At 42.5% G+C, this 19,517-nt stretch carries 15 protein-coding genes; 10 read left to right on the forward strand and 5 right to left on the reverse strand.

What is annotated here, in order from left to right:
• Positions 1-12 precede the first annotated feature (12 nt).
• Together HC733_RS02625 and HC733_RS02630 are read right to left on the reverse strand one after the other, a co-directional pair.
• Positions 13-522 (reverse strand): NUDIX hydrolase, encoded by a 510-nt coding sequence (locus HC733_RS02625; RefSeq protein ID WP_190363595.1) that lies wholly within the window; start codon positions 520-522, stop codon positions 13-15.
• Between the two features lie 112 nt (positions 523-634).
• Complete coding sequence (locus HC733_RS02630) at positions 635-1,687, reverse strand: aldo/keto reductase (protein ID WP_190363507.1); 1,053 nt, start codon at positions 1,685-1,687, stop codon at positions 635-637.
• Between the two features lie 140 nt (positions 1,688-1,827).
• Here HC733_RS02630 and dinB point away from each other — a divergent pair, with 140 nt between their 5' ends.
• The 3 genes from dinB to HC733_RS02645 all read left to right on the forward strand — a co-directional run bounded on the left by dinB (position 1,828) and on the right by HC733_RS02645 (position 6,254).
• Complete coding sequence (gene dinB / locus HC733_RS02635) at positions 1,828-2,889, forward strand: DNA polymerase IV (RefSeq protein WP_190363508.1); 1,062 nt, start codon at positions 1,828-1,830, stop codon at positions 2,887-2,889.
• A 76-nt stretch (positions 2,890-2,965) separates the two neighbouring features.
• Positions 2,966-4,651 carry a carbon starvation CstA family protein gene (locus HC733_RS02640; RefSeq protein ID WP_190363509.1) on the forward strand — a complete coding sequence of 562 codons (1,686 nt, stop codon included), beginning with the start codon at positions 2,966-2,968 and terminating at the stop codon, positions 4,649-4,651.
• Between the two features lie 70 nt (positions 4,652-4,721).
• Entirely contained in the window at positions 4,722-6,254 is a 1,533-nt protein-coding gene (locus tag HC733_RS02645; protein ID WP_190363510.1) for a M17 family metallopeptidase, read from the forward strand.
• A gap of 117 nt (positions 6,255-6,371) precedes the next feature.
• Here the strand turns inward: HC733_RS02645 and HC733_RS02650 are convergent, their stop codons facing one another.
• Positions 6,372-8,057 (reverse strand): dipeptidyl-peptidase 3 family protein, encoded by a 1,686-nt coding sequence (locus HC733_RS02650; protein WP_190363511.1) that lies wholly within the window; start codon positions 8,055-8,057, stop codon positions 6,372-6,374.
• Positions 8,058-8,282: 225 nt separating this feature from the next.
• On the opposite strand from HC733_RS02650, the gene HC733_RS02655 reads away from it, so the two are divergent.
• Positions 8,283-9,122 carry an HDOD domain-containing protein gene (locus tag HC733_RS02655; protein ID WP_190363512.1) on the forward strand — a complete coding sequence of 280 codons (840 nt, stop codon included), beginning with the start codon at positions 8,283-8,285 and terminating at the stop codon, positions 9,120-9,122.
• A gap of 52 nt (positions 9,123-9,174) precedes the next feature.
• Here the strand turns inward: HC733_RS02655 and rdgC are convergent, their stop codons facing one another.
• Both rdgC and HC733_RS02665 read right to left on the reverse strand, forming a co-directional pair.
• Positions 9,175-10,083, reverse strand: coding sequence for a recombination-associated protein RdgC (rdgC, locus tag HC733_RS02660; protein ID WP_190363513.1), 909 nt, complete (start codon positions 10,081-10,083; stop codon positions 9,175-9,177).
• A gap of 99 nt (positions 10,084-10,182) precedes the next feature.
• Positions 10,183-11,943 carry a sensor histidine kinase gene (locus HC733_RS02665; RefSeq protein ID WP_190363514.1) on the reverse strand — a complete coding sequence of 587 codons (1,761 nt, stop codon included), beginning with the start codon at positions 11,941-11,943 and terminating at the stop codon, positions 10,183-10,185.
• A gap of 201 nt (positions 11,944-12,144) precedes the next feature.
• On the opposite strand from HC733_RS02665, the gene HC733_RS02670 reads away from it, so the two are divergent.
• From HC733_RS02670 to nrdR, 6 genes are all read left to right on the forward strand, one after another.
• Positions 12,145-12,513 (forward strand): response regulator, encoded by a 369-nt coding sequence (locus HC733_RS02670; protein ID WP_190363515.1) that lies wholly within the window; start codon positions 12,145-12,147, stop codon positions 12,511-12,513.
• Positions 12,514-12,832: 319 nt separating this feature from the next.
• On the forward strand, positions 12,833-15,244 hold the full coding sequence (gene thrA / locus HC733_RS02675) for a bifunctional aspartate kinase/homoserine dehydrogenase I (protein WP_190363516.1): 2,412 nt from the start codon (positions 12,833-12,835) through the stop codon (positions 15,242-15,244).
• A gap of 13 nt (positions 15,245-15,257) precedes the next feature.
• Complete coding sequence (gene thrB / locus HC733_RS02680) at positions 15,258-16,202, forward strand: homoserine kinase (RefSeq protein WP_190363517.1); 945 nt, start codon at positions 15,258-15,260, stop codon at positions 16,200-16,202.
• Positions 16,202-17,485: a threonine synthase gene (thrC, locus tag HC733_RS02685; protein WP_190363518.1), complete on the forward strand. Its 1,284-nt coding sequence runs from the start codon at positions 16,202-16,204 to the stop codon at positions 17,483-17,485. Before thrB ends, thrC begins: the two co-directional genes overlap by 1 nt.
• A gap of 240 nt (positions 17,486-17,725) precedes the next feature.
• The gene (gene glyA / locus HC733_RS02690; protein ID WP_190363519.1) at positions 17,726-18,982 is read left to right on the forward strand and encodes a serine hydroxymethyltransferase; all 1,257 of its coding nucleotides are present in this window, start codon (positions 17,726-17,728) and stop codon (positions 18,980-18,982) included.
• 85 nt (positions 18,983-19,067) lie between these two features.
• Positions 19,068-19,517: a transcriptional regulator NrdR gene (gene nrdR / locus HC733_RS02695; RefSeq protein WP_190363520.1), complete on the forward strand. Its 450-nt coding sequence runs from the start codon at positions 19,068-19,070 to the stop codon at positions 19,515-19,517.

Consider the following 19,517-nt stretch of genomic DNA (forward strand, 5'->3'; position numbering starts at 1 on the left):
GGAAGTCTGTGCTTACACCATTAACTCAGCTTTTATTTTTTCCAGTAAGTACAGTTCTCTTATGAGTGATTGCCCCTGTTTATCACTTTTTGCTAAGGTGTTTTTATTGTGCGCAATCGCCTTATCAATGTTGACCCAAACCGGTTTCATGCCATTGGCATGCTCGTAGTCTTCCATTTGAGGTTGACTAAATTCACCGCATATTTCACATAGGTAGCAATCTGAAACAATGTGGATATTGTCATAGTCCGGTTTGTACCAAGGGCGGTATTCTTCATATCGTCCAAAGGGCGTTATGTTGGTTAAACTTTTTGCACCTGTCTCTTCTTGTAGCTCTCGCAGTAGCGCCTGTTCAATTGTTTCGTGTTCATCCACGCCACCACCTGGCAGTGAGTAATCATCATATCTTGCGGTATATAACAATAAAATATCCTTACCTTTGAGCACAATTGCTCGTGCTGTATGGCGAGTAAAGCAGCTGCCAAGAGGGGCATTATCCGCGGTTGAGTTGAGGTTTCGCATCATGCTTCATATCTTAAGTGACGTAACTTGGCGGCGCATTATACGCTAATTAACGCCACCTTTGGACAAAGGTTTTGAAATGGGGCCTGCAAAGCAGGCCCAAAAGTGGTGATTAATAAGGGGATGGAAAGCGTTGTAATACGGCGCCAATGTCGCTTAACTGTGTCTCACTTAAGTGCAAATCAAAGGCATGAATGTCTTCTTTTAATTGGCACATGGAAGTTGCACCAATAATTGTTGATGTAACGCCATCAATTTGATTAACCCATGCGAGCGCCAATTGTGCCGGGGTTACACCATATTGCTGAGCTAACGAAATATATTCTTTAACCGCTTGATTTGCTTGTGGTGTATCTCTAAATAAGCCATTGCGTTGCATATAAGTCCAGCGTGAGCCTTCAGGTCGGGCGCCATCTATGTATTTACCAGTTAATGATCCTGCCGCCAGTGGTGACCATGGTAAATAGGCGATGTCTTCATGAACACAGTTTTCAATTAAATATGGCCAATCTTTGGTATGTAACAGGTTAAATTCATTTTGAATTGCGACGGGTCTGGCGAGGTTATGCTCCAAACTTAAACGCAAATAAGTGTTTATGCCCCACGTGGTATCGTCTGATAACCCCCAGTGGCGGATTTTTCCTTGAGTAATGCAGGTTTGCAGTGCCTGTAAAATATCAAGCATTGACTCGACTTCTGCATCCCGGTCTGTCTCTGAAAACGTCACCATACCAGGCCAGTGCTTGGCAAAGTGAGGAGACGTTCGATTTGGCCAATGAAGCTGATAAAGGTCGATATAATCAGTGTTTAAACGGGATAGAGAGTCATCAACGGCTTGGATAATAGAGCGTCCGCAGATAGGCGCACCTTCACGTATCCAGCTTACACCGCCGCCTGATATTTTTGTTGCCAGCACTAGTTGCTCGCGCTTTTCGCGATGTCGAGCTAGCCAATTGCCAATGATGGCTTCAGTTTGACCATAGGTTTGTGCTGATGGTGGCACGGCGTACAGCTCAGCCGTATCAATAAAGTTTATACCTTGGCTTAGTGCATAGTTAATTTGTTCATCGGCATCATGTTGATTGTTCTGCAAACCCCAGGTCATGCTCCCCAAACAGACTCTAGAAACCTCGAGTTCGCTACTGCCTAGTCGACTAAATTGCATGCTAAATCCTTGTTATAAGTTAGGTTCGACGATTAACGTCAAGACTAAACCAGTTTAGAGCATTCAAAGCGCGAGTAAAAGTTGCAAGATACCGAAAGTTATGAACATAATAGCCTGTATATAAATACAGTATTTTGAACATGCGAAAATTCATACATATTGATATGGATTGTTTTTATGCCGCCGTTGAGATGCGCGACAATCCAGAACTTGCAAAAGTCCCCATGGCGATTGGTGGAAATAGCCATCGTGGCGTTTTGTCTACTTCTAACTATTTGGCGCGTGAATACGGTGTCCGCTCAGCTATGTCCAACTATCAAGCTAAGAAATTATGCCCTCATTTAGTGATAGTGCCCGGCAGAATGTCTGTTTATAAGGAAGTGTCTGCACAAATAAGAGGGATTTTTGCTCGCTATACCAATCTAATCGAACCGCTGTCTTTAGATGAAGCTTACTTGGATGTAACAGACTGTGCGCAGTTGGGAGGCAGTGCCACCTTGATAGCACAGCAAATTCGCGCTGATATCGAAAGGGAAACAGGCTTAACCGCCTCAGCGGGTATCGCCCCCATCAAGTTTTTAGCCAAAATCGCCAGCGATGAAAACAAACCCAACGGTCAGTTTGTTATAACCCCCAACGATGTTAATGACTTTATTGACACCTTGCCTTTAAAAAAAATCCCAGGAGTTGGCAAGGTTACACAGCAAAAGCTATTGGCGCTTGGCTTTCAATATGGCTGTGACATTAAAGCAAGTAGTGAAGACTTTTTATATCAACGCTTTGGTAAATTTGGCTTACAGCTTTGGCGGCGTTGCCATGGTATTGACGAGCGACAGGTTGAAACCCACAGAGTAAGAAAGTCTGTGGGAGTTGAGACAACATTTAGTGAAGACACCAACGATGAAATTGAGTTAACTCGACGTTTGGCTGAGTCATTGTTTCCTGAGCTAACTCGTCGAGCTCAGCCTTATATTGAAAATAGAGGAATGAATAAGCTGGGCGTAAAAGTGAAGTTTTTTGATTTTCAAGTTGTAAGCAAAGAGTGCCAATACGATAGTTTAAACCTTGACGTTTTATCATCATTGCTAAAAGAGTTACTCGCTCGTTATCCGAGTAAGCCAGTGCGTTTGATAGGGATTAATATTGGTCTTCTCGAGAGCAAAAACGACCAAGCTCAGCTGGGTCTATTTGACTGCGACTAAAAGGTAAGTGCTTTTTTTGTTAACTATGTTAATTTCACACGCTAAGCTAATACAAAAATAAGAGCAGGAGCCTAGAATGCAGTCAATCATGATAGTGCTATTTGGCATCATTGGTATGCTATTTGGCTGGTTTTTTTATTCAAAATTTATTGCCGAAAAAATCTTCAAAATGGACGACAATTTTGTCACTCCAGCACATGAACTAAATGATGGCGTTGACTTTGTACCAACCAATAAGGTGGTATTGTGGGGGCACCATTTTACCTCTGTTGCAGGCGCAGCACCAATTGTAGGACCGGCGATTGCTGTTTATTGGGGCTGGGTGCCAGCGGTATTGTGGGTGGTGATAGGAACCATCTTTTTTGCCGGTGTGCATGATATGGGAGCCCTTTGGGCAAGTGCCCGCCACAAAGGCAAGTCGATGGGGGCGCTGTCAGAAACGGTTATCGGTAAACGTACTCGCGCACTGTTTATGATAGTTGTATTTCTTGTTTTACTGATGGTGAATGCAGTATTTGGAGTGGTGATTGCCAACTCATTTGTTGCCAACCCAAGTGCAGTGTTCCCTGCATGGGCTGCAATCGCGGTTGCCTTAGTCATTGGCCAGTTACTTAAAAAGCAGGTGCCGTTAGTACCACTTTGTGTGATAGGGGTGGCGATTTTATATGCCTCGGTTTATATGGGCTCTAGCATGCCCTTGGCATTGCCTTCTGAGCTATTTGGCTTATCGGATAAGGCTAGTTGGATTGTGATCCTCTTTATCTATGCGGCGGTGGCTTCTCTATTACCTGTGTGGATGTTGTTGCAGCCTCGAGATTTTATTAACGGCATGCAATTATTGGTTGGCTTGGTATTGCTCTATGGCGCGGTATTTGTGGTTATGCCAGATATCACTGCACCGGCATTCAATACCCAAATGGCTAGCGAAACGCCAAGCATCATACCGCTTCTATTCGTTACCATCGCCTGTGGCGCGGTATCTGGTTTTCATGGCATAGTGTCATCGGGCACCAGCTCTAAGCAATTAAATAAAGAAACGGATGGTCGATTTGTTGGTTATTTGGGGGCTGTTGGTGAAGGCTCATTGGCGCTGATCACGCTAGTGGCTGTCAGTGGTGTGATGCTGGCTGTATCACCACAGCAATGGCACGAAATTTACAGTCATTTAGGTGCAGGCAGTGTCGGGGCATTTATCACTGGTGGCTCTAATTTGATCAACAGTGGTTGGGGGATTCCTGCAGAAATCGCTGCGACGCTATTAGCTGTTATGGTGGTGTTATTTGCTGGTACAACGATGGACTCTGGCGTGCGATTACAACGCTATATCATTCAAGAATGGGGTGAGATATATCAGCTCAAAGCATTGCAAAATGGCATAGTGGCAACATTAATTGCGGTGGGTTGTTGTTTGCTTCTGGCTTTTGGTGCTGGTGGCTCGTCAGGCAGTGGCGGCATGATCATTTGGCCGTTGTTTGGCTCAACCAATCAAATACTCGCAAGCCTTACCTTGTTAGTTATTTCGGTCTATTTAATCAAGCTTGGGCGCCCTGCAAAGTATACCTTGATACCCATGAGCTTTGTTTTACTGATGGCCTTCTTCGCGGGAATAATCAAACTACAAGAATATTACCAGCAAGGTAACTGGTTATTGGTGGGGTTAGATATTATCGTGCTGGTGGTGAGTGTATTAGTGATGCTTGAGGCTTGGTCAGTTATTAGTAAACATAACCGTACCGCGGCGCAAAGTGCCAGCCAGCAATAACGACTTTACTGGTAAAGCATTTTCAAATATCTCATAATCGGGCCCTTAATTGTAACTGAGGGCCTTTTTTATGTCTTTTCCTCTCGCATTACCGTGTAATGATTTACTGAATAATAACTCAGATGCCGTGATTGTCATTGCTGCAGATGTGCATGATTTACAACACGAGTGTCTTAATCAAGCCGTAGCGCCATATCTTGCAATAGATGCAAGAATAGCGAGTAAAGCGACTCTGGTGCTTGCTGATGAGTTACCTGGTAAACGTTTAATTATTTCTCCAACTGGCCCACTTAATCGTGATTATGATGACGTGCGTCGTGTCTTTGATGCCGCAAAATCAGCTATCAATGAAGCAAAGGCTGCTGGAAGTAAAGCGCCAACTCTTCTGGTTGTGGGTGTGCCTCAAGACGAACGCTACCAAAATGCTCTACAAGTGGCTTATTTAGGTGCATGTCAGGCACTTTGGCAACCGCTAGAGGCTCGTGAATACAGAGGTGAAAGCATAGAGCCAGTCACACAAATTAGCTTATTTGGTGCTGACGATACGGTATGCAAACAATTAAACGCGTTGGCTGCGGGCCAATATGCGGCACGTGATTTATGTGGTACCGAGCCTGAGCGTATGGCGCCACCGAAATTTGCAGATTACTGTGTTGAGTTATTTAACAACACTTGCGTGTCTGTAGAGGTTATAAGCGATATCAATACCATAGAAAAGCAATATCCAATGTTGGGGACTGTCGCTCGTGCTTCATATGCGGTTGAGCGTCATCACCCTCGCGTGATAAAGCTAGAGTACACGCCAAGCGGTGAAGTAAATCGTACCTTAATGTTCGTAGGTAAAGGGCTTGTTTACGATACTGGTGGTGCAGATCTTAAAGTGGGCGGCTTTATGGCGGGGATGAGTCGCGATAAAGGCGGTGCTGCATCTGTTGCTGGTTTTATGAAAGCGGTTGCAGATTACCAACCAAAAGGTGTAAAAGTAATTGCCTACCTTGCTGTGGTGCGCAACTCAATCGGTTCAGACTGTTTTGTACCAGATGAAATCATCACATGCCGTGAAGGGTTAAAAGTACGTATCGGTAATACCGATGCCGAAGGGCGTTTGGCAATGGGTGATTTACTAAGCGAAATGAAAGATCTCGCTAAGTCAGAAGTAAACCCCGAGTTATTTACCGTAGCAACACTGACGGGTCATGCTGCCCGTGCGGTAGGTCCGTATAGCGCATACGTTGAAAATGGCCCAGCTCGTGCGGCTCGTGTATCACGCCAATTGGCTGATATGGGCGATTTGTGGGCCGATGGCGCTGAGTTATCACGTAGCCGTCGAGAAGATTATGATTTTGTTAAACCACGTACTTTTGCGGATGATGTACTTTCAAGTAATAATGCGCCTTCTGCGGTTACTGCACGTGGTCACCAATTCCCTATGGCGTTTTTAGCGATTGTAGGTGGGCTAGATAAGCATGGTTGTGATTCAGAGCTGCCATTGCCTTATGTGCATATGGATATAGCTGGCAGCGGTGTTGAGGGCGGTGATTGGCAACATGGTAAGCCAACCGCAGCAACAGTGAGTAGCTTGTTCGCTCGTTATTGTATTTAATCCCTCAAAACGATTAAGTGTTATTGCTAATTGGCGTAACTGCGAGTTACGCGTTAACGATATAAAAAAGGGCACTCACTGTGCCCTTTTTTAACTAGGTTGACTGCTTAAGTCTAATTATTTAAGACCTAACACGTCTTTACCTTGCTTGAATGTCACATCAACAGGGATATTTGCTTTAGACAGCTTTTCTAAGTCCGCCTTCAGCTCAGCTTTGATATCACCGTGAGTGGCAATTAGCTGGTCTACTTTTTGATAATCACCGTCACCTTGTAAAGTCAGGATCAAGTTTGAAAGCTTCTCCATGGCCACTGCCATTTTATCCATGTTCACTTTGTAAAGGCCTTGCTCGTTTTTAGAAAACGCGCCTTGCTCTTTGAAGAAGTTGAAGCGGATCATGTTTGCTTTACCATGCGCACTTGATGCACCAAAGCGCACAGAGCGGAAGATCCCAGCCATAAAGGTGATGTAGTAATCTTCAATAGTTCCTTCTGTGATTTCGCCTTTATTTAAAAGCTGCTCAACCATGTAAAGGCCAAGGATATCAGCTTTGCCTTCTTCAATCGCACTGGCGTGCTCTTGTAGAGATTGACGTACCGTGCCTTTACCCGTAATGGTGTTTTTAATCCCTAAACCGTGTGCCACTTCATGGAACATGGTGTTAGCAAAGAACGCATCAAAGGTAATGTGTTTACGTTGCTCTGGCACAATAAGTTGGTCGGCGATTGGCAGCATTATTTTGTCAAACTTAGCGCGCATCGCATTTTTAAGTTGCAAGCGGCGAGTGCCTTTTTCTAGCTGAACCTGTTCGTCATTTGGCAGGTTAATAGCAATAGTCTTGCTGCCCGCATTTGAGTGACCAGCATAAAAAATCACATCGTACGCATTAAGATCGGCATCTGATCCCGGTACTTCTTGTTTGTATTTTTCATCAACTGGTAAGCCTGTTTGTAGCTCTGGCAAAAATGCAGCAAATTTAGCTAGACGTTCGCTCCATGCTAAATCTTTAACGAGTACATAGGATTCAAAACCGGCTCTGTAGCCAAATAATTGATCTTCGTACGTTTCAATTGGACCAATAACCACATCAATGGGGTTGTTCTTCATATCCATCCAAGCGAAATCAGAAGTTTGGTAACTATTGTTCATCAGTGCATCAGCACGAAGCGTTAGGTAGTTAGCAAATTCTTTATCTTCTGCAAGTTTGCTAGCTTCACGCAGCAGCTGAGCGGCTTGAGTGAGTTCTTTTTCGTAAATTTTTGAATAAGGCAGGCTGTAGAGTTTACCTTGTTCGTCACGCTTAATGATTGAATATAAGCCTGTTTTGTCTTTTAAATCAGAATTATTTAATTCTTCTTTGCTCATATCATGAGGATAAAACTCCGCGCCTGGTGCTTTATCTTCAAAACCACTTAGAAATACTTTGTCACCATCGAGTCTGTCCCATGGACCGTAGTTAATATCGGCAAATTTGCGAACTTTGTCATCAGCAACACGACTCAAGAAAGTTGCTTTGTCCATTGCAAAACTTTGCTTCCAAAATAGGTCGTCCATGATTTTAGACGCATCAATTAACTTACCGATCATTTGCTTTTGATTATCGCTTAAATGCGACAAATCAGTTTCTAAAGTCACTTCGGTGTAAATGTCTAAGCGTGATTGTGGTGTATTAACTAGCGTATAGCTTGGTTGTTCTTGTTGTGCACCTTGCGCTTTAGGTGAGTTGCTAGCAGGGTCTGAACAGGCGCTCAAGGCTAACGTGCTAGCAATGATTAATGCTTGGCTTATTTTAGAAAGTCTCATATTGCTCTCTTTATTTGTTATTGGAAGTGAAAATTACGCAGCTACTTTACCTTATTCGTAAAAAATATTCTGCATCGACACGATGTAATCATCAGAAAAATAGCTGCAATCGTCCAAAAGGAATATTTTTGTATCTGCGTCTTAACTTTATGGCGATGTTAGACAATACTAAAACCATATAACAACAGTATGTTAATGCCACTGAGTAGTTTTAGGATTGGACCTATGTCGACAGAGAATGCTTTACTTACCATCCTTATTGATAGAATAAATAACGACACACTTGTGTTGCCAACATTACCTGATGTAGCTGTTAAAGTTCGTCAAGCAGCCGATGACCCTGAAGTAAATTTGATGCAAATGACCGACGTAATCTCACACGACCCGGCTCTATCGGCGCGAATGATAAAAGTAGCTAATAGTGCCTTTTTAGGGCGCACAGTGAAGGTAAATACACTAAACCAAGCTGTTACTCGGATAGGGCTTAGGCAAATCAAAAACATTGCAACGGCCATGGCTATGGAGCAGCTGTTTGTTTCAAACAATAAGTTGATAAAAACCTACATGGATAAGGCATGGCAGAAGACGTTAAAAGTTGCTTGCCAAGCCATCACTACAATGGAATTTTATCTTCGAGACCATAAACATACCTCACTGAATAGAGATACCATAACGCTCGCTTCTTTGGTGTTTAATATTGGTGTACTACCTATTTTAACAGAGGCTGAGCGCCACCCCGAAGTGTTCGCTAACCCTAGCTTCTTAGCACATGCTATTCAAAAGCTCGCGGGAAAGATTGGTGGTGCAATTATGCGTGAATGGGGATTTACTGAAAACTTTATTGAAGTAGCTGAGAATTGGGCTAACCCTAATTATCGACCAGAGCAAGACAGCTACGTTGATTTCATCCGCGTTGGGGCAATTTTAGAAGGAATTTTGCAAGTGTCAGATAAAACAGCATCTTTAGAAGTTTATGAGCAAAAGGGGATTGTTCGTTCAGTTGATATATTCACCAGCGATGAGTATCAAGACATACTTGAAGATGTCAAAACCATGTTTGCATAGTCTGAGAGTAGAGAGTTTGGTAAGCCGACAGGTCGACTTACCAAGCAGTCGTTTACATGTCTGAGCTATCACCCAAGCTCTGGGTAAGTTCTTCTAAAAGCTCTTTGATTTCTTCACTGACTAAAATAAAGTCCGCATCCAGTTTAACGGCCATATCTTCTTTTGGAATATCAGCGTTTTGTTCTTTAAGCGCATCGGCGTAGCTTAAGCGTTTAATCGACCCATCATTTTGTAGAATAAACTTCACTCGCTCGCGCCAGTCAAAAGCAAGTTTGGTGACGCGTTTGCCATTTTCTAGGTGGCTCTTGATTTCATCTGAAGACAAATCATGCTGTTTAAGTTTTACCTGAGCACCATTGTCATCAGGCTCTTGAAGCTCAGCATCGGTGCCAATTGCAAAACCCTCAGGGGCTTCGAATTTGGTCAGCCAATCGGTAAGAAAAACGTCTAAATCATAGTTAGCAAATGCAGGCACAACAGGTAAAGTGCCAAGAGATTTCCTCAATAACGCCAGTAACTCTTCCGCTTTGTTAAAGCTTGCGCTGTTAACGATTACCCAGCCGTTGGCTTGGTCGATAAATGCAAACTGCAAACTCGACTTTTTGAACGCTTGAGGCAACAAAGTGCTAAGAATGTTTTCTTTTAATTCGTCTTTTTCTTTTTTCTTTACTGGACGGTTTTCTTCACGCTCAATCAGCTCTACTTTTTCGGCGACCATATCATTGATAACAGCAGCGGGAAGTACTTTTTCTTCACGTTTTGCGCATAGCAGAATACTGTTTTGTGAAAAATGCGATAAGCTGTTGCCGTGTTTGCCTAGTGCTTTGGTCCAACCAAAAGTACTCATGTCTTGGCTGCCACAAGGTCTAAACACATCTAGCTCTAGTGCTTTTTCAAATTCATCTTGGTTGTATGAAACGTCTTGCTTGAATCGATAACAGATCAGGTTACTAAACCACATATTATGAGTATCCGTGCTTTAAAATAGACGGGCATAATAACAATAATTTGTAGCTAAAGGGGAGGGCCATATACAAAACTTTGCATATGGCGTAAAAATTTAACTAAACATACTCATTGGCGCTTGCATGTGTTTAGGAAACTTAATGTAGTAAGTTAAACCTTTGCCCTCTTCACTACTTACTTCAATATCGCCATTCAAGGTCTGTTTTACCAAGTTTAAGGTAATGTGAGTCCCTAAACCACTGCCGCCTTGATCTCGCTTAGTAGTAAAAAATGGGTCAAAGAGCTTTTCAAGCTGCTCTTTGGTTACACCACGACCGTTATCTTTGTATACAATTTTCACATCATCATGGTCATCGGTGATAGTGATATCAATAATACCTTTATCAATACCATCAAAACCATGAATGAGAGAGTTCATAATCAAGTTGGTAAAGATTTGACTGATTGCCCCAGCTGGTAAATGGAGTATTAGGTCGTCCGGGCAGTCGATATCAATGATATGTTTGGTTTTTTTGATTTTTGGATGCAACGAGCGGACAACCTCAGAAAGATATTCTTTGAAATTGATTTTTCTCACCGCTTCACTGGCTTGGTCAACCGCAATTTGTTTAAAGCTGGCAACCAGCTCGGATGCTCTGTCTAAATTGGTGGTCAATAGGCTTGTACTTTGTTTCGCTTCGTTAATAAACTCTTCAAGTGCTTTAGGTGATAGCGTTTTATCTTTGTAGGCCGCTTCAAGTTTATTTAATCGCTCTTGTAAAAATGAGGTGGCGGTAACGCCTATGCCAACAGGCGTGTTAATGTCATGAGTAATACCAGCAACAAGCCCGCCTAGTGCCGCCATTTTCTCAGAGCCAACCAGACGCTCTTGTGCCATGTTAAGTTCATCAACATATCTTTCTAGTTCTTTTTGCTTGGTCAGTAGTTCTTGTTCTGTTTGGCTACGAAGGTCAACTTCCTCTGTTAAAGTTAATTTCTGTTTTTCAAGCTCGTACTTTTGCTGCTGAAGGTCCATCATTGCTTGACTCAAATTAGACGTTTTACGCGCGACTTCTTGTTCTAACTGTAGATTATGTTGGTCGAGTTTTTCGTTGCTAATGATGAGCTCTTTTTGTGTTTGATCTAACTGCTTTCGATACTCTGATACTTTGTCGATAAGCTTGTTGAACGCCTCTTCCATTACTTTTAATTCGTTACGTTCTGTTGTACCTATGTCTATCTTTCTGCCATCAATATCATCCAGTTCTATTTCTTCAATTTGGTCAGTGAGGTCAGTCAAAGGTTCAGTTAACAAGCGGCGAAATGCAATCAAGAATAAAATGATCAAAAAGGTTGTCTTAATCATGGCATTACCGATTAAGAAGTAAATTGAGATCATGATGCGGCTAAATACAACATCACGGGATGAGAACAAAGTCACATCACCCACTTGAGTGGCTCGGCCTGAAAACTCGAATATAAGCGGAAAAGTATAACCAAAAAGGCCAGAAGGGGTATCTTCAATGATTGCCTCTTCTTGTACTAATTGTTGGCTATATAACTCGTGGATATCTAAAGAGCGGCCTAATTGAGAGATGATTTCACCGCTATCGTCACGCACGATAATGCCTTCGATCATGGGAATTGCCAGCAATCCTTCAGCAGTGGTGACCGTCTGCTTGGTGTTTAATTCCCAAATTGCACGTGTGAGGCTGCGGCTGAATGTTTTTTGCAGCATAGTCAATTCGTTGCGGATGTAATCTTTAGTATTCACATACTCCGCGACAACTTGACCGCAAGTCACAACGAACGTTAGTAAGAAGTAAACCGACAGCACATTCGTGAGTAGCTTTTTTGATAGGCTTTTTTGCAGCATGAATGAACTTTGGCTCCCAAAATAATAATTTTTTTACTACGGCTATTGCTAAAGTTAGCCAATAAAGGCTTAAAAATAAATAAATATCTTGCTTTTTTAATTCAGGAAAAGCGCTCCATTATCATTGTGTCTAGTATCACTTACTGAAGAAACAATATTGTGTTATAAGATCGATGGATACAAAGTAATAGATTGATTGTAATGAATTACTCAATATTAGTGTGTGATGACTCAGTGGTAGCAAGAAAACAAGTTGTGCGCTGTTTGAGCAATTTGTCGAATGCAGACATACAGCAAGCCAAAGATGGCATAGATGCATTAGAGCAACTTAAAAATCAAAATATAGATTTGTTATGTTTAGACTTAACCATGCCGAGGCTTGATGGTATTGGTGTGCTTGAACAAATAAAAAAAGACCCAAGTATAGAGACGTTCATTGTTGTGATATCAGCTGATATTCAGCCTGAAATGAAACAGCGTGTGACCCAGCTTGGCGCCATAGCATTTATTGAAAAACCCGTTAATGGTGAGTATCTGCTAAAGCTACTAAGTAGTTATGGTATTCGCTAAAAAACAGGTTACATTTTATTAAATTACCAAGCCTTTCTTTGATTGAAAAGTCGTCACGCGAAATTAAATAGCATACCTTTTGCTTTCTTTAGAATAAAACATGATTATTTTGCATATTATTTGTCAATTTTACCAGTTGACAAAGTGCCCATATTTCGGGCAAGCTAAAAACATGAAAATAAAAATTAACACTACGACCATCATTATTACAACCACCATCCAATCTGGATAGTGGCATAGGTCGGTGCGTATTTAAAAAAGGCCTGTGTTCACTACGAACACAGGCCTTTTTTCGTTTTTGGAATGAGGAAATATAACAATGCGTGTTTTAAAATTTGGTGGCTCTTCGCTGGCTAACTTTGAATGTCTTAAACAAGTACAAAATTTAATCTTAAATCAAGCAGGGGAAGAAGCACTTGTGGTGCTCTCAGCTCCTGGTGGAATGACAGATCAACTTGTTGAGCTAGTTGACTTAGCACAATTAGGGCAAGACTATTCATCGCAGTGGCAGGCACTATATGAGCGTGCGGCGGCTTTGCATGCGCAAGTGGAAAATCTTTATGGAACGGTTGCACATTGGCCGAACTTTGAAGACTTACAGAACAAGCTAGCGGGTGTGAAACTTTTAAATAACTGCCCAGATCCAGTTAGAGCTTTCGTGATTAGCTTTGGTGAGCGCGTTAGTGTTGCTTTAATGCAAGCAATGCTTGGTAGTTCGCAAGCTGTTTATCTAGAAGCCACTGAGTGTATTGTCAGCCATGGCGGCTATTTAGACGCAGAAGTTGACTTACAATTGAGTCAGCCAAAGTTTGCAGCAGCAATGAACGCTAACCCCAGTAAATACTATATCATGCCAGGGTTCACCGCGAGTAATTCACGTGGCGAATTGACTACTTTGGGCCGTAATGGTTCGGACTATTCAGCCGCGGTAGCTGCCGCGTGTTTACGTGCGCAAGTATGCCAAATTTGGACGGATGTTGATGGTGTTTATAACGCCGATCCTCGCTTCATTAAAAAGGCGACTAAAGTAGATTGGTTGTCATATAAAGAGGCCATGGAGCTGTCATATTTTGGTGCTAAAGTTTTGCACCCTAAAACAATTTTACCTTGTGCCAAATTCTCCGTGCCGTGCGAAATAAAAAATACTCATAATCCAGATGTCGCAGGCTCTGTAATTAGTAACGAACGTCGTGGCGATGAGGCTGTTAAAGCACTTTCAAGTCTAGAAAACTTAGCCATGCTTACAGTGTCTGGCCCTGGGATGAAAGGCAAAGTGGGAATGGCATCGCGAGTATTCAGCGCGCTGGCCAATGATAACGTATCTATTGTGTTGATCACGCAAAGTTCGTGTGAATTTAGCATCAGTTTCTGTGTTCATGAAAGTGATTTGGACTTAGCTCTTTGCGCGCTTGAACAGGCTTTTGAGCTTGAAGCACAAGCAGGTTTAATTGAACCTGTACAAGTACAGCGTGACTTAGCAATTGTGACTTTAGTTGGCGACAATATGAAAGCCCATAAAGGCTTAGCGGCTAAGTTTTTTGCATCACTTGCACAAGCACAGTTAAATATTGTTGCGATAGCTCAGGACTCAACTGAAAGTGCAATCTCCGCTGTCATAGATGGTACAAGATGCAACGACGCGGTGAAGGTTTGCCACGAAAACTTCTTCACACATATTCCATCAATAGACGTATTTTTATTGGGCTGTGGCCTAGTTGGACAGGAGCTTATTAAGCAGCTCGAAAAGCAACAGGCTTGGTTAGAAAAGCGTAATATAAAGCTGAACTTATATGGTGTTGCGAATTCAAAACAGCTTTATCTCAACGCCGATGGTGTGCCGTTTGACACATGGCAATCTGAGCTTGCAAGTCAAGAGCAGAGTTTTTCTTTAGAGCGTGTAGAAGCGTTTGTTAAAGCCAATCATTTAATAAACCCAGTATTGGTTGATTGCACGTCTTCGCAACACCTTGCTGATCAATATGTTGATTTCCTAAATGCAGGTTTTCATGTTGTGGCTGCGAACAAGAAAGCGAACACGGGAAGTTATGAGTATTATCAGGCCTTAACAAAGGCGGCGCAAAGCAAGCAAAGAAAATTCTTATACGAGACTAATGTTGGTGCAGGTCTGCCCGTTCTAGATAACTTGCAATTGCTATTTGGTGCAGGCGATGAGTTATTGTCGTTCAATGGTATTTTATCCGGCTCTTTATCTTATATGTTTGGTGCATTGCAAGATGGTTTGAGCTTATCTCAAGCCACTGAAAAAGCGAAAAGCAATGGCTTTACAGAGCCTGATCCAAGAGATGATTTATCTGGAACAGATGTGGCAAGAAAGCTGCTCATCATTGCTCGTGAGTCTGGGCTAATACTAGAACTGAGTGATATAGAAGTAGAGCTTGTTGTGCCTGCTGAATTTGCACAAGGCACCTCAGTAGAAGAATTTATGGCTCGTTTACCTGAACTTGATGCCAGTTTTGCAGACAAAATTCAAAGTGCGGCAAACGAAGGTAAAGTGCTGCGCTATGTTGGCAGTATCGAAAATGGTCATTGTCGCGTCGGTATTGAAGCCGTTGACAAAGCACATGCGCTTTACGATATCCGCGACGGAGAAAATGCGCTGGCAATTTTGAGTCAATATTATCAACCTCGTCCGTTTGTTATTCGCGGTTATGGTGCTGGTGCAGAAGTGACTTCTGCTGGTGTATTTGCTGATATTTTGAAAACACTTTAGGGTAGGGCTTTTAATGATTTCAATTTATGCACCCGCATCTATTGGTAACTTTTGCGTTGGTTTTGACTCATTGGGTGCTGCGCTTGCGCCAATTGACGGCACATTACTGGGTGATGTCGTTCATATTGAGCACGCTGAGCAAGATACATTTAAATGTGTGGGTCCTTATGCGACTAAATTGCCAAGCGACGCGCAAGAGAATTTATCCTTCCAATGTTTGTTACATTTCAGGGAGCATGTAGCGCCAAGCATGCCTGCAGCACTACTGACTTTGGAAAAGCGCCTGCCAATTGGTTCAGGGCTTGGTTCGAGTGCTTGCTCTGTTGTAGCCACATTTGTCGCGTTGGACAAATATGCCGATACTAAGCTGTCTCAGTCACAGATGATTGAATTGATGGCTGACTTTGAAGGCAAAGTCAGTGGCGCTCGCCATTATGACAATATTACGCCGTGCTACTTGGGGGGCTTGCAGTTAACTGCAGATCTAGTACCTAACAAAGCACTTGCTTTGCCTGTTGACGAACAATGGTACTACGTTGCTGCTTACCCTGGTTTTGCTCTTAATACCGCAAAGGCCAGGGGCGTCTTACCACAGAACATGCCTACACATGATGCGGTAGAATTTGCACAGCGTTTATCGAGCTACTGCGTTTTGCTACAAAGCGGCCGTTTTGATGACGCACTTGCCTTGATGAAGGATGAATTGGCCGAACCTTACCGCCAATCTTTGATTGCAGGCTTTAGCGACGCGAAGGCGGCTCTACCTGAGTATGGTGCGCAATTAGTGAGTATTTCAGGTGCAGGGCCAACACTGTTTGCCATTTGTAAAACACTTGATGATGCACAGCAATGTCAGCAATGGCTTGAAAAAAATTATATCAATGAACATGGCTTTAGCCATATCTGTAAACTCGATAACTTAGGCACTCGTGCTATTTCTCAAGGAGTAAATTTGTAATGCAATTGGTTAACTTAAAAGATGAACATCAAAAAGTATCGTTTACAGAAGCGGTTAAAACCGGTCTAGGGCGTAATCAAGGGGTATTTTTTCCAACTGATCTAACGCGTTTGGATGATGTACATGCGTTATTAGATTTACCGTTTGTTGAGCGCAGTGCAAAAATATTAGCTCACTTAATTGGCGATGAGTTGCCTAAAGATACACTCGCGGAAATGGTTCAGCGTGCCTTTAACTTTCCGGTTAAGTTAATAAAAGTAGATGAGAAAAATTACTGTTTAGAGCTATTTCACGGGCCAACATTAGCGTTTAAAGATTTTGGCGGTCGTTTTATGGCCGAATGTATTGGCCTGTTCAATCAAAGTGAGCGTGTAACCATTTTAACGGCAACCAGTGGCGATACCGGTGCCGCAGTTGCACACGCGTTTTATAATAAACCGAATGTTGACGTGGTTATCTTATACCCAGAAGGCAAAATCTCACTAGCGCAGCAAAAGCTCTTTACAACACTTGGTGGCAACATTCATTGCTATGCCGTGGAAGGCAGCTTCGACGATTGTCAAAGCTTAGTTAAACAAGCGTTTTTAGATGATGAAGTAAAACAAAAGCTGGGCTTAAACTCAGCCAATTCAATTAATATCAGCAGATTGCTCGCTCAGGTTTGCTATTACTTTGAGGCACTAGCTCAACTGCCAAAAGAACAGCGTAGTGACGTACATATTTCGGTTCCGAGTGGCAATTTCGGTAATGTGTGTGCAGCAATGATTGCGTCAGTGATTGGTTTACCAGTCAGTAAGCTCTCTGCAACGACAAACCAAAATGATACCGTTCCGCGCTACGTAGAATCGGGTGAGTGGTCTCCAAACGAGACCTTAGAGTCGTTATCTAATGCGATGGATGTGAGTAAACCTAATAATTGGCCTCGTGTTCAAAGTATGTTGGATAACGGTCAGTTTAACAAACATGAATTTTATTCACGTAGCGTTGGCGAGCAAAGAACGCAGGAAGTGATGCGCGAAGTGGCTGCAAGTGGATATATAGCCGAGCCGCATACCGCTATCGCTTATGAAGGACTGACTTTGGATAAAGCACCAAACAACATAGGGATATTTTTGGCAACAGCTCATCCAGCAAAATTTAAAGAGTCGGTAGAACAAGTGCTCGGGCAGCAAATTGAGATGCCAGACGTGCTGCAAAAAGCGTTAGATAAAGTTTGTTTAGCGCAGCCGATGTCTGCTGATTACGACAAATTGAAAGCCGCAATTTTTAGTAAATTGCTGTGATAAACACTTTGCTTAGACCGCTCTTTCTTTAGAGTGGTCTACTTTAAACATTAAAATACTTAATTCTATCCATCAAAAACATTTATTAATTTAATGTTTAAATAAAAAAATATCATTCTTTTAATACTGTGAAATAAATTCAATCCCTGTTTAAATATGCTCATGCCAAGATCATAGGCATAAAACGCGTTTGAGCGTACAATACGGCTTTTATTACCATACGTGCACCTAGGAGACCCCATGTTAGAACGTAACATGAACATTGCAGATTTTGACCCTGAATTAGCGAAAGCGATTGCGCAAGAAACAACGCGCCAAGAAGAGCATATCGAGCTTATCGCGTCTGAAAACTATTGTAGTCCACGTGTTTTAGAAGCACAGGGGTCTCAGTTAACAAATAAATACGCTGAAGGTTATCCTGGTAAGCGTTACTACGGTGGTTGTGAATACGTAGATGTTGTTGAACAACTTGCTATCGACCGTGCTAATGAGCTATTCGGTTCAAACTACGCAAACGTTCAACCGCATGCTGGTTCACAAGCAAACGCTGCTGTTTTTCAAGCGCTACTTCAGCCACATGACACTGTATTAGGTATGAGCCTAGCGCACGGTGGCCACCTTACTCACGGTTCACACGTAAACTTCTCTGGTAAAACGTACAATGCGATTCAGTACGGCTTAAATGAACAAACGGGTGAAATTGATTACGCTCAAGTAGAAGCTTTGGCGTTAGAGCATAAGCCTAAAATGATCATCGGTGGTTTCTCAGCTTATTCTGGTATTGTTGACTGGGCTAAGTTCCGTGAAATCGCAGACAAAGTAGGTGCATATTTGCTAGTTGATATGGCGCACGTTGCAGGTCTTGTTGCTGCTGGTATCTATCCAAGCCCAGTTCCTCATGCACATGTTGTGACTACAACGACTCACAAAACCTTAGCTGGTCCTCGTGGCGGTCTAATTATATCGGCGTGTAACGATGAAGACATCTACAAAAAGCTAAACAGTGCGGTATTCCCAGGTGGTCAAGGTGGCCCTCTGTGTCACGTGATCGCTGCAAAAGCGGTGGCATTCAAAGAAGCATTACAACCAGAGTTCAAAGAATATCAAAAGCAAGTGGTTAAGAATGCACAAGCAATGGTTTCAGTGCTGCAAGAGCGCGGTTACAAAGTTGTTTCTGGTAAAACAGACAACCACCTATTCTTACTTGATTTAATTGATAAAGATATTACAGGTAAAGATGCAGATGCTGCTCTTGGCCGCGCAAATATTACGGTAAACAAAAACTCAGTACCAAATGACCCTCGTTCACCATTTGTGACTTCTGGTCTGCGTATTGGTTCTCCAGCTATCACTCGTCGTGGTTTTAAAGAAGCAGAATCGAAAGAGCTAGCGGGTTGGATCTGTGATGTATTAGACAACATCAACGATGAGTCTGTACAAGCTCAAGTTAAAGAAAAAGTGAAAGCAATCTGCGCTAAATTACCAGTTTACGCATAATTGTACGCACAAAATAACATTTTTTGTTATGATAAGGGTCGCTGTTTAGCGGCCCTTTTTCGTAAGATTTCTAAAGTGAAACTATATGCACTGTCCTTTTTGTACTGCTAAAGATACCAAAGTAATAGACTCTCGTTTGGTGAGCTCTGGCCACCAAGTGCGAAGACGCCGAGAGTGTATTGAATGCCACGAGCGCTTTACAACTTTTGAAGGTGCTGAATTGGTAATGCCACGGGTGATCAAACAAGATGGCTCTCGTGAACCTTTCAATGAAGATAAGCTTATCAATGGCTTAGCTCGAGCTTTAGAAAAGCGCCCGGTGAGTACAGAGCAAATCGATGAAGTTATCCATGAAATAAAATCTAAAATTCGTGCCACAGGTGAACGAGAAGTACCGAGTCATTTAATCGGCGAGTGCATCATGGAAGCGTTGAAAAGGCTCGATAAAGTAGCCTACGTACGGTTTGCTTCGGTCTATCGCTCGTTTGAAGATATTCGTGAGTTCGGCGAAGAAATAGCAAGACTGGGTGACTAA

Origin of the sequence: Pseudoalteromonas sp. S16_S37, assembly GCF_014694405.1 — a bacterium.
GTDB lineage: Bacteria > Pseudomonadota > Gammaproteobacteria > Enterobacterales > Alteromonadaceae > Pseudoalteromonas.

What these genes read in the sequence shown, in the direction of transcription:
- HC733_RS02625 (WP_190363595.1), bottom strand. Translation starts at nt 522, where the DNA reads ATGCGAAACCTCAACTCAACCGCGGATAATGCCCCTCTTGGCAGCTGC.
- HC733_RS02630 (WP_190363507.1), bottom strand. Translation starts at nt 1,687, where the DNA reads ATGCAATTTAGTCGACTAGGCAGTAGCGAACTCGAGGTTTCTAGAGTC.
- dinB (WP_190363508.1), top strand. Translation starts at nt 1,828, where the DNA reads ATGCGAAAATTCATACATATTGATATGGATTGTTTTTATGCCGCCGTT.
- HC733_RS02640 (WP_190363509.1), top strand. Translation starts at nt 2,966, where the DNA reads ATGCAGTCAATCATGATAGTGCTATTTGGCATCATTGGTATGCTATTT.
- HC733_RS02645 (WP_190363510.1), top strand. Translation starts at nt 4,722, where the DNA reads ATGTCTTTTCCTCTCGCATTACCGTGTAATGATTTACTGAATAATAAC.
- HC733_RS02650 (WP_190363511.1), bottom strand. Translation starts at nt 8,057, where the DNA reads ATGAGACTTTCTAAAATAAGCCAAGCATTAATCATTGCTAGCACGTTA.
- HC733_RS02655 (WP_190363512.1), top strand. Translation starts at nt 8,283, where the DNA reads ATGTCGACAGAGAATGCTTTACTTACCATCCTTATTGATAGAATAAAT.
- rdgC (WP_190363513.1), bottom strand. Translation starts at nt 10,083, where the DNA reads ATGTGGTTTAGTAACCTGATCTGTTATCGATTCAAGCAAGACGTTTCA.
- HC733_RS02665 (WP_190363514.1), bottom strand. Translation starts at nt 11,943, where the DNA reads ATGCTGCAAAAAAGCCTATCAAAAAAGCTACTCACGAATGTGCTGTCG.
- HC733_RS02670 (WP_190363515.1), top strand. Translation starts at nt 12,145, where the DNA reads ATGAATTACTCAATATTAGTGTGTGATGACTCAGTGGTAGCAAGAAAA.
- thrA (WP_190363516.1), top strand. Translation starts at nt 12,833, where the DNA reads ATGCGTGTTTTAAAATTTGGTGGCTCTTCGCTGGCTAACTTTGAATGT.
- thrB (WP_190363517.1), top strand. Translation starts at nt 15,258, where the DNA reads ATGATTTCAATTTATGCACCCGCATCTATTGGTAACTTTTGCGTTGGT.
- thrC (WP_190363518.1), top strand. Translation starts at nt 16,202, where the DNA reads ATGCAATTGGTTAACTTAAAAGATGAACATCAAAAAGTATCGTTTACA.
- glyA (WP_190363519.1), top strand. Translation starts at nt 17,726, where the DNA reads ATGTTAGAACGTAACATGAACATTGCAGATTTTGACCCTGAATTAGCG.
- nrdR (WP_190363520.1), top strand. Translation starts at nt 19,068, where the DNA reads ATGCACTGTCCTTTTTGTACTGCTAAAGATACCAAAGTAATAGACTCT.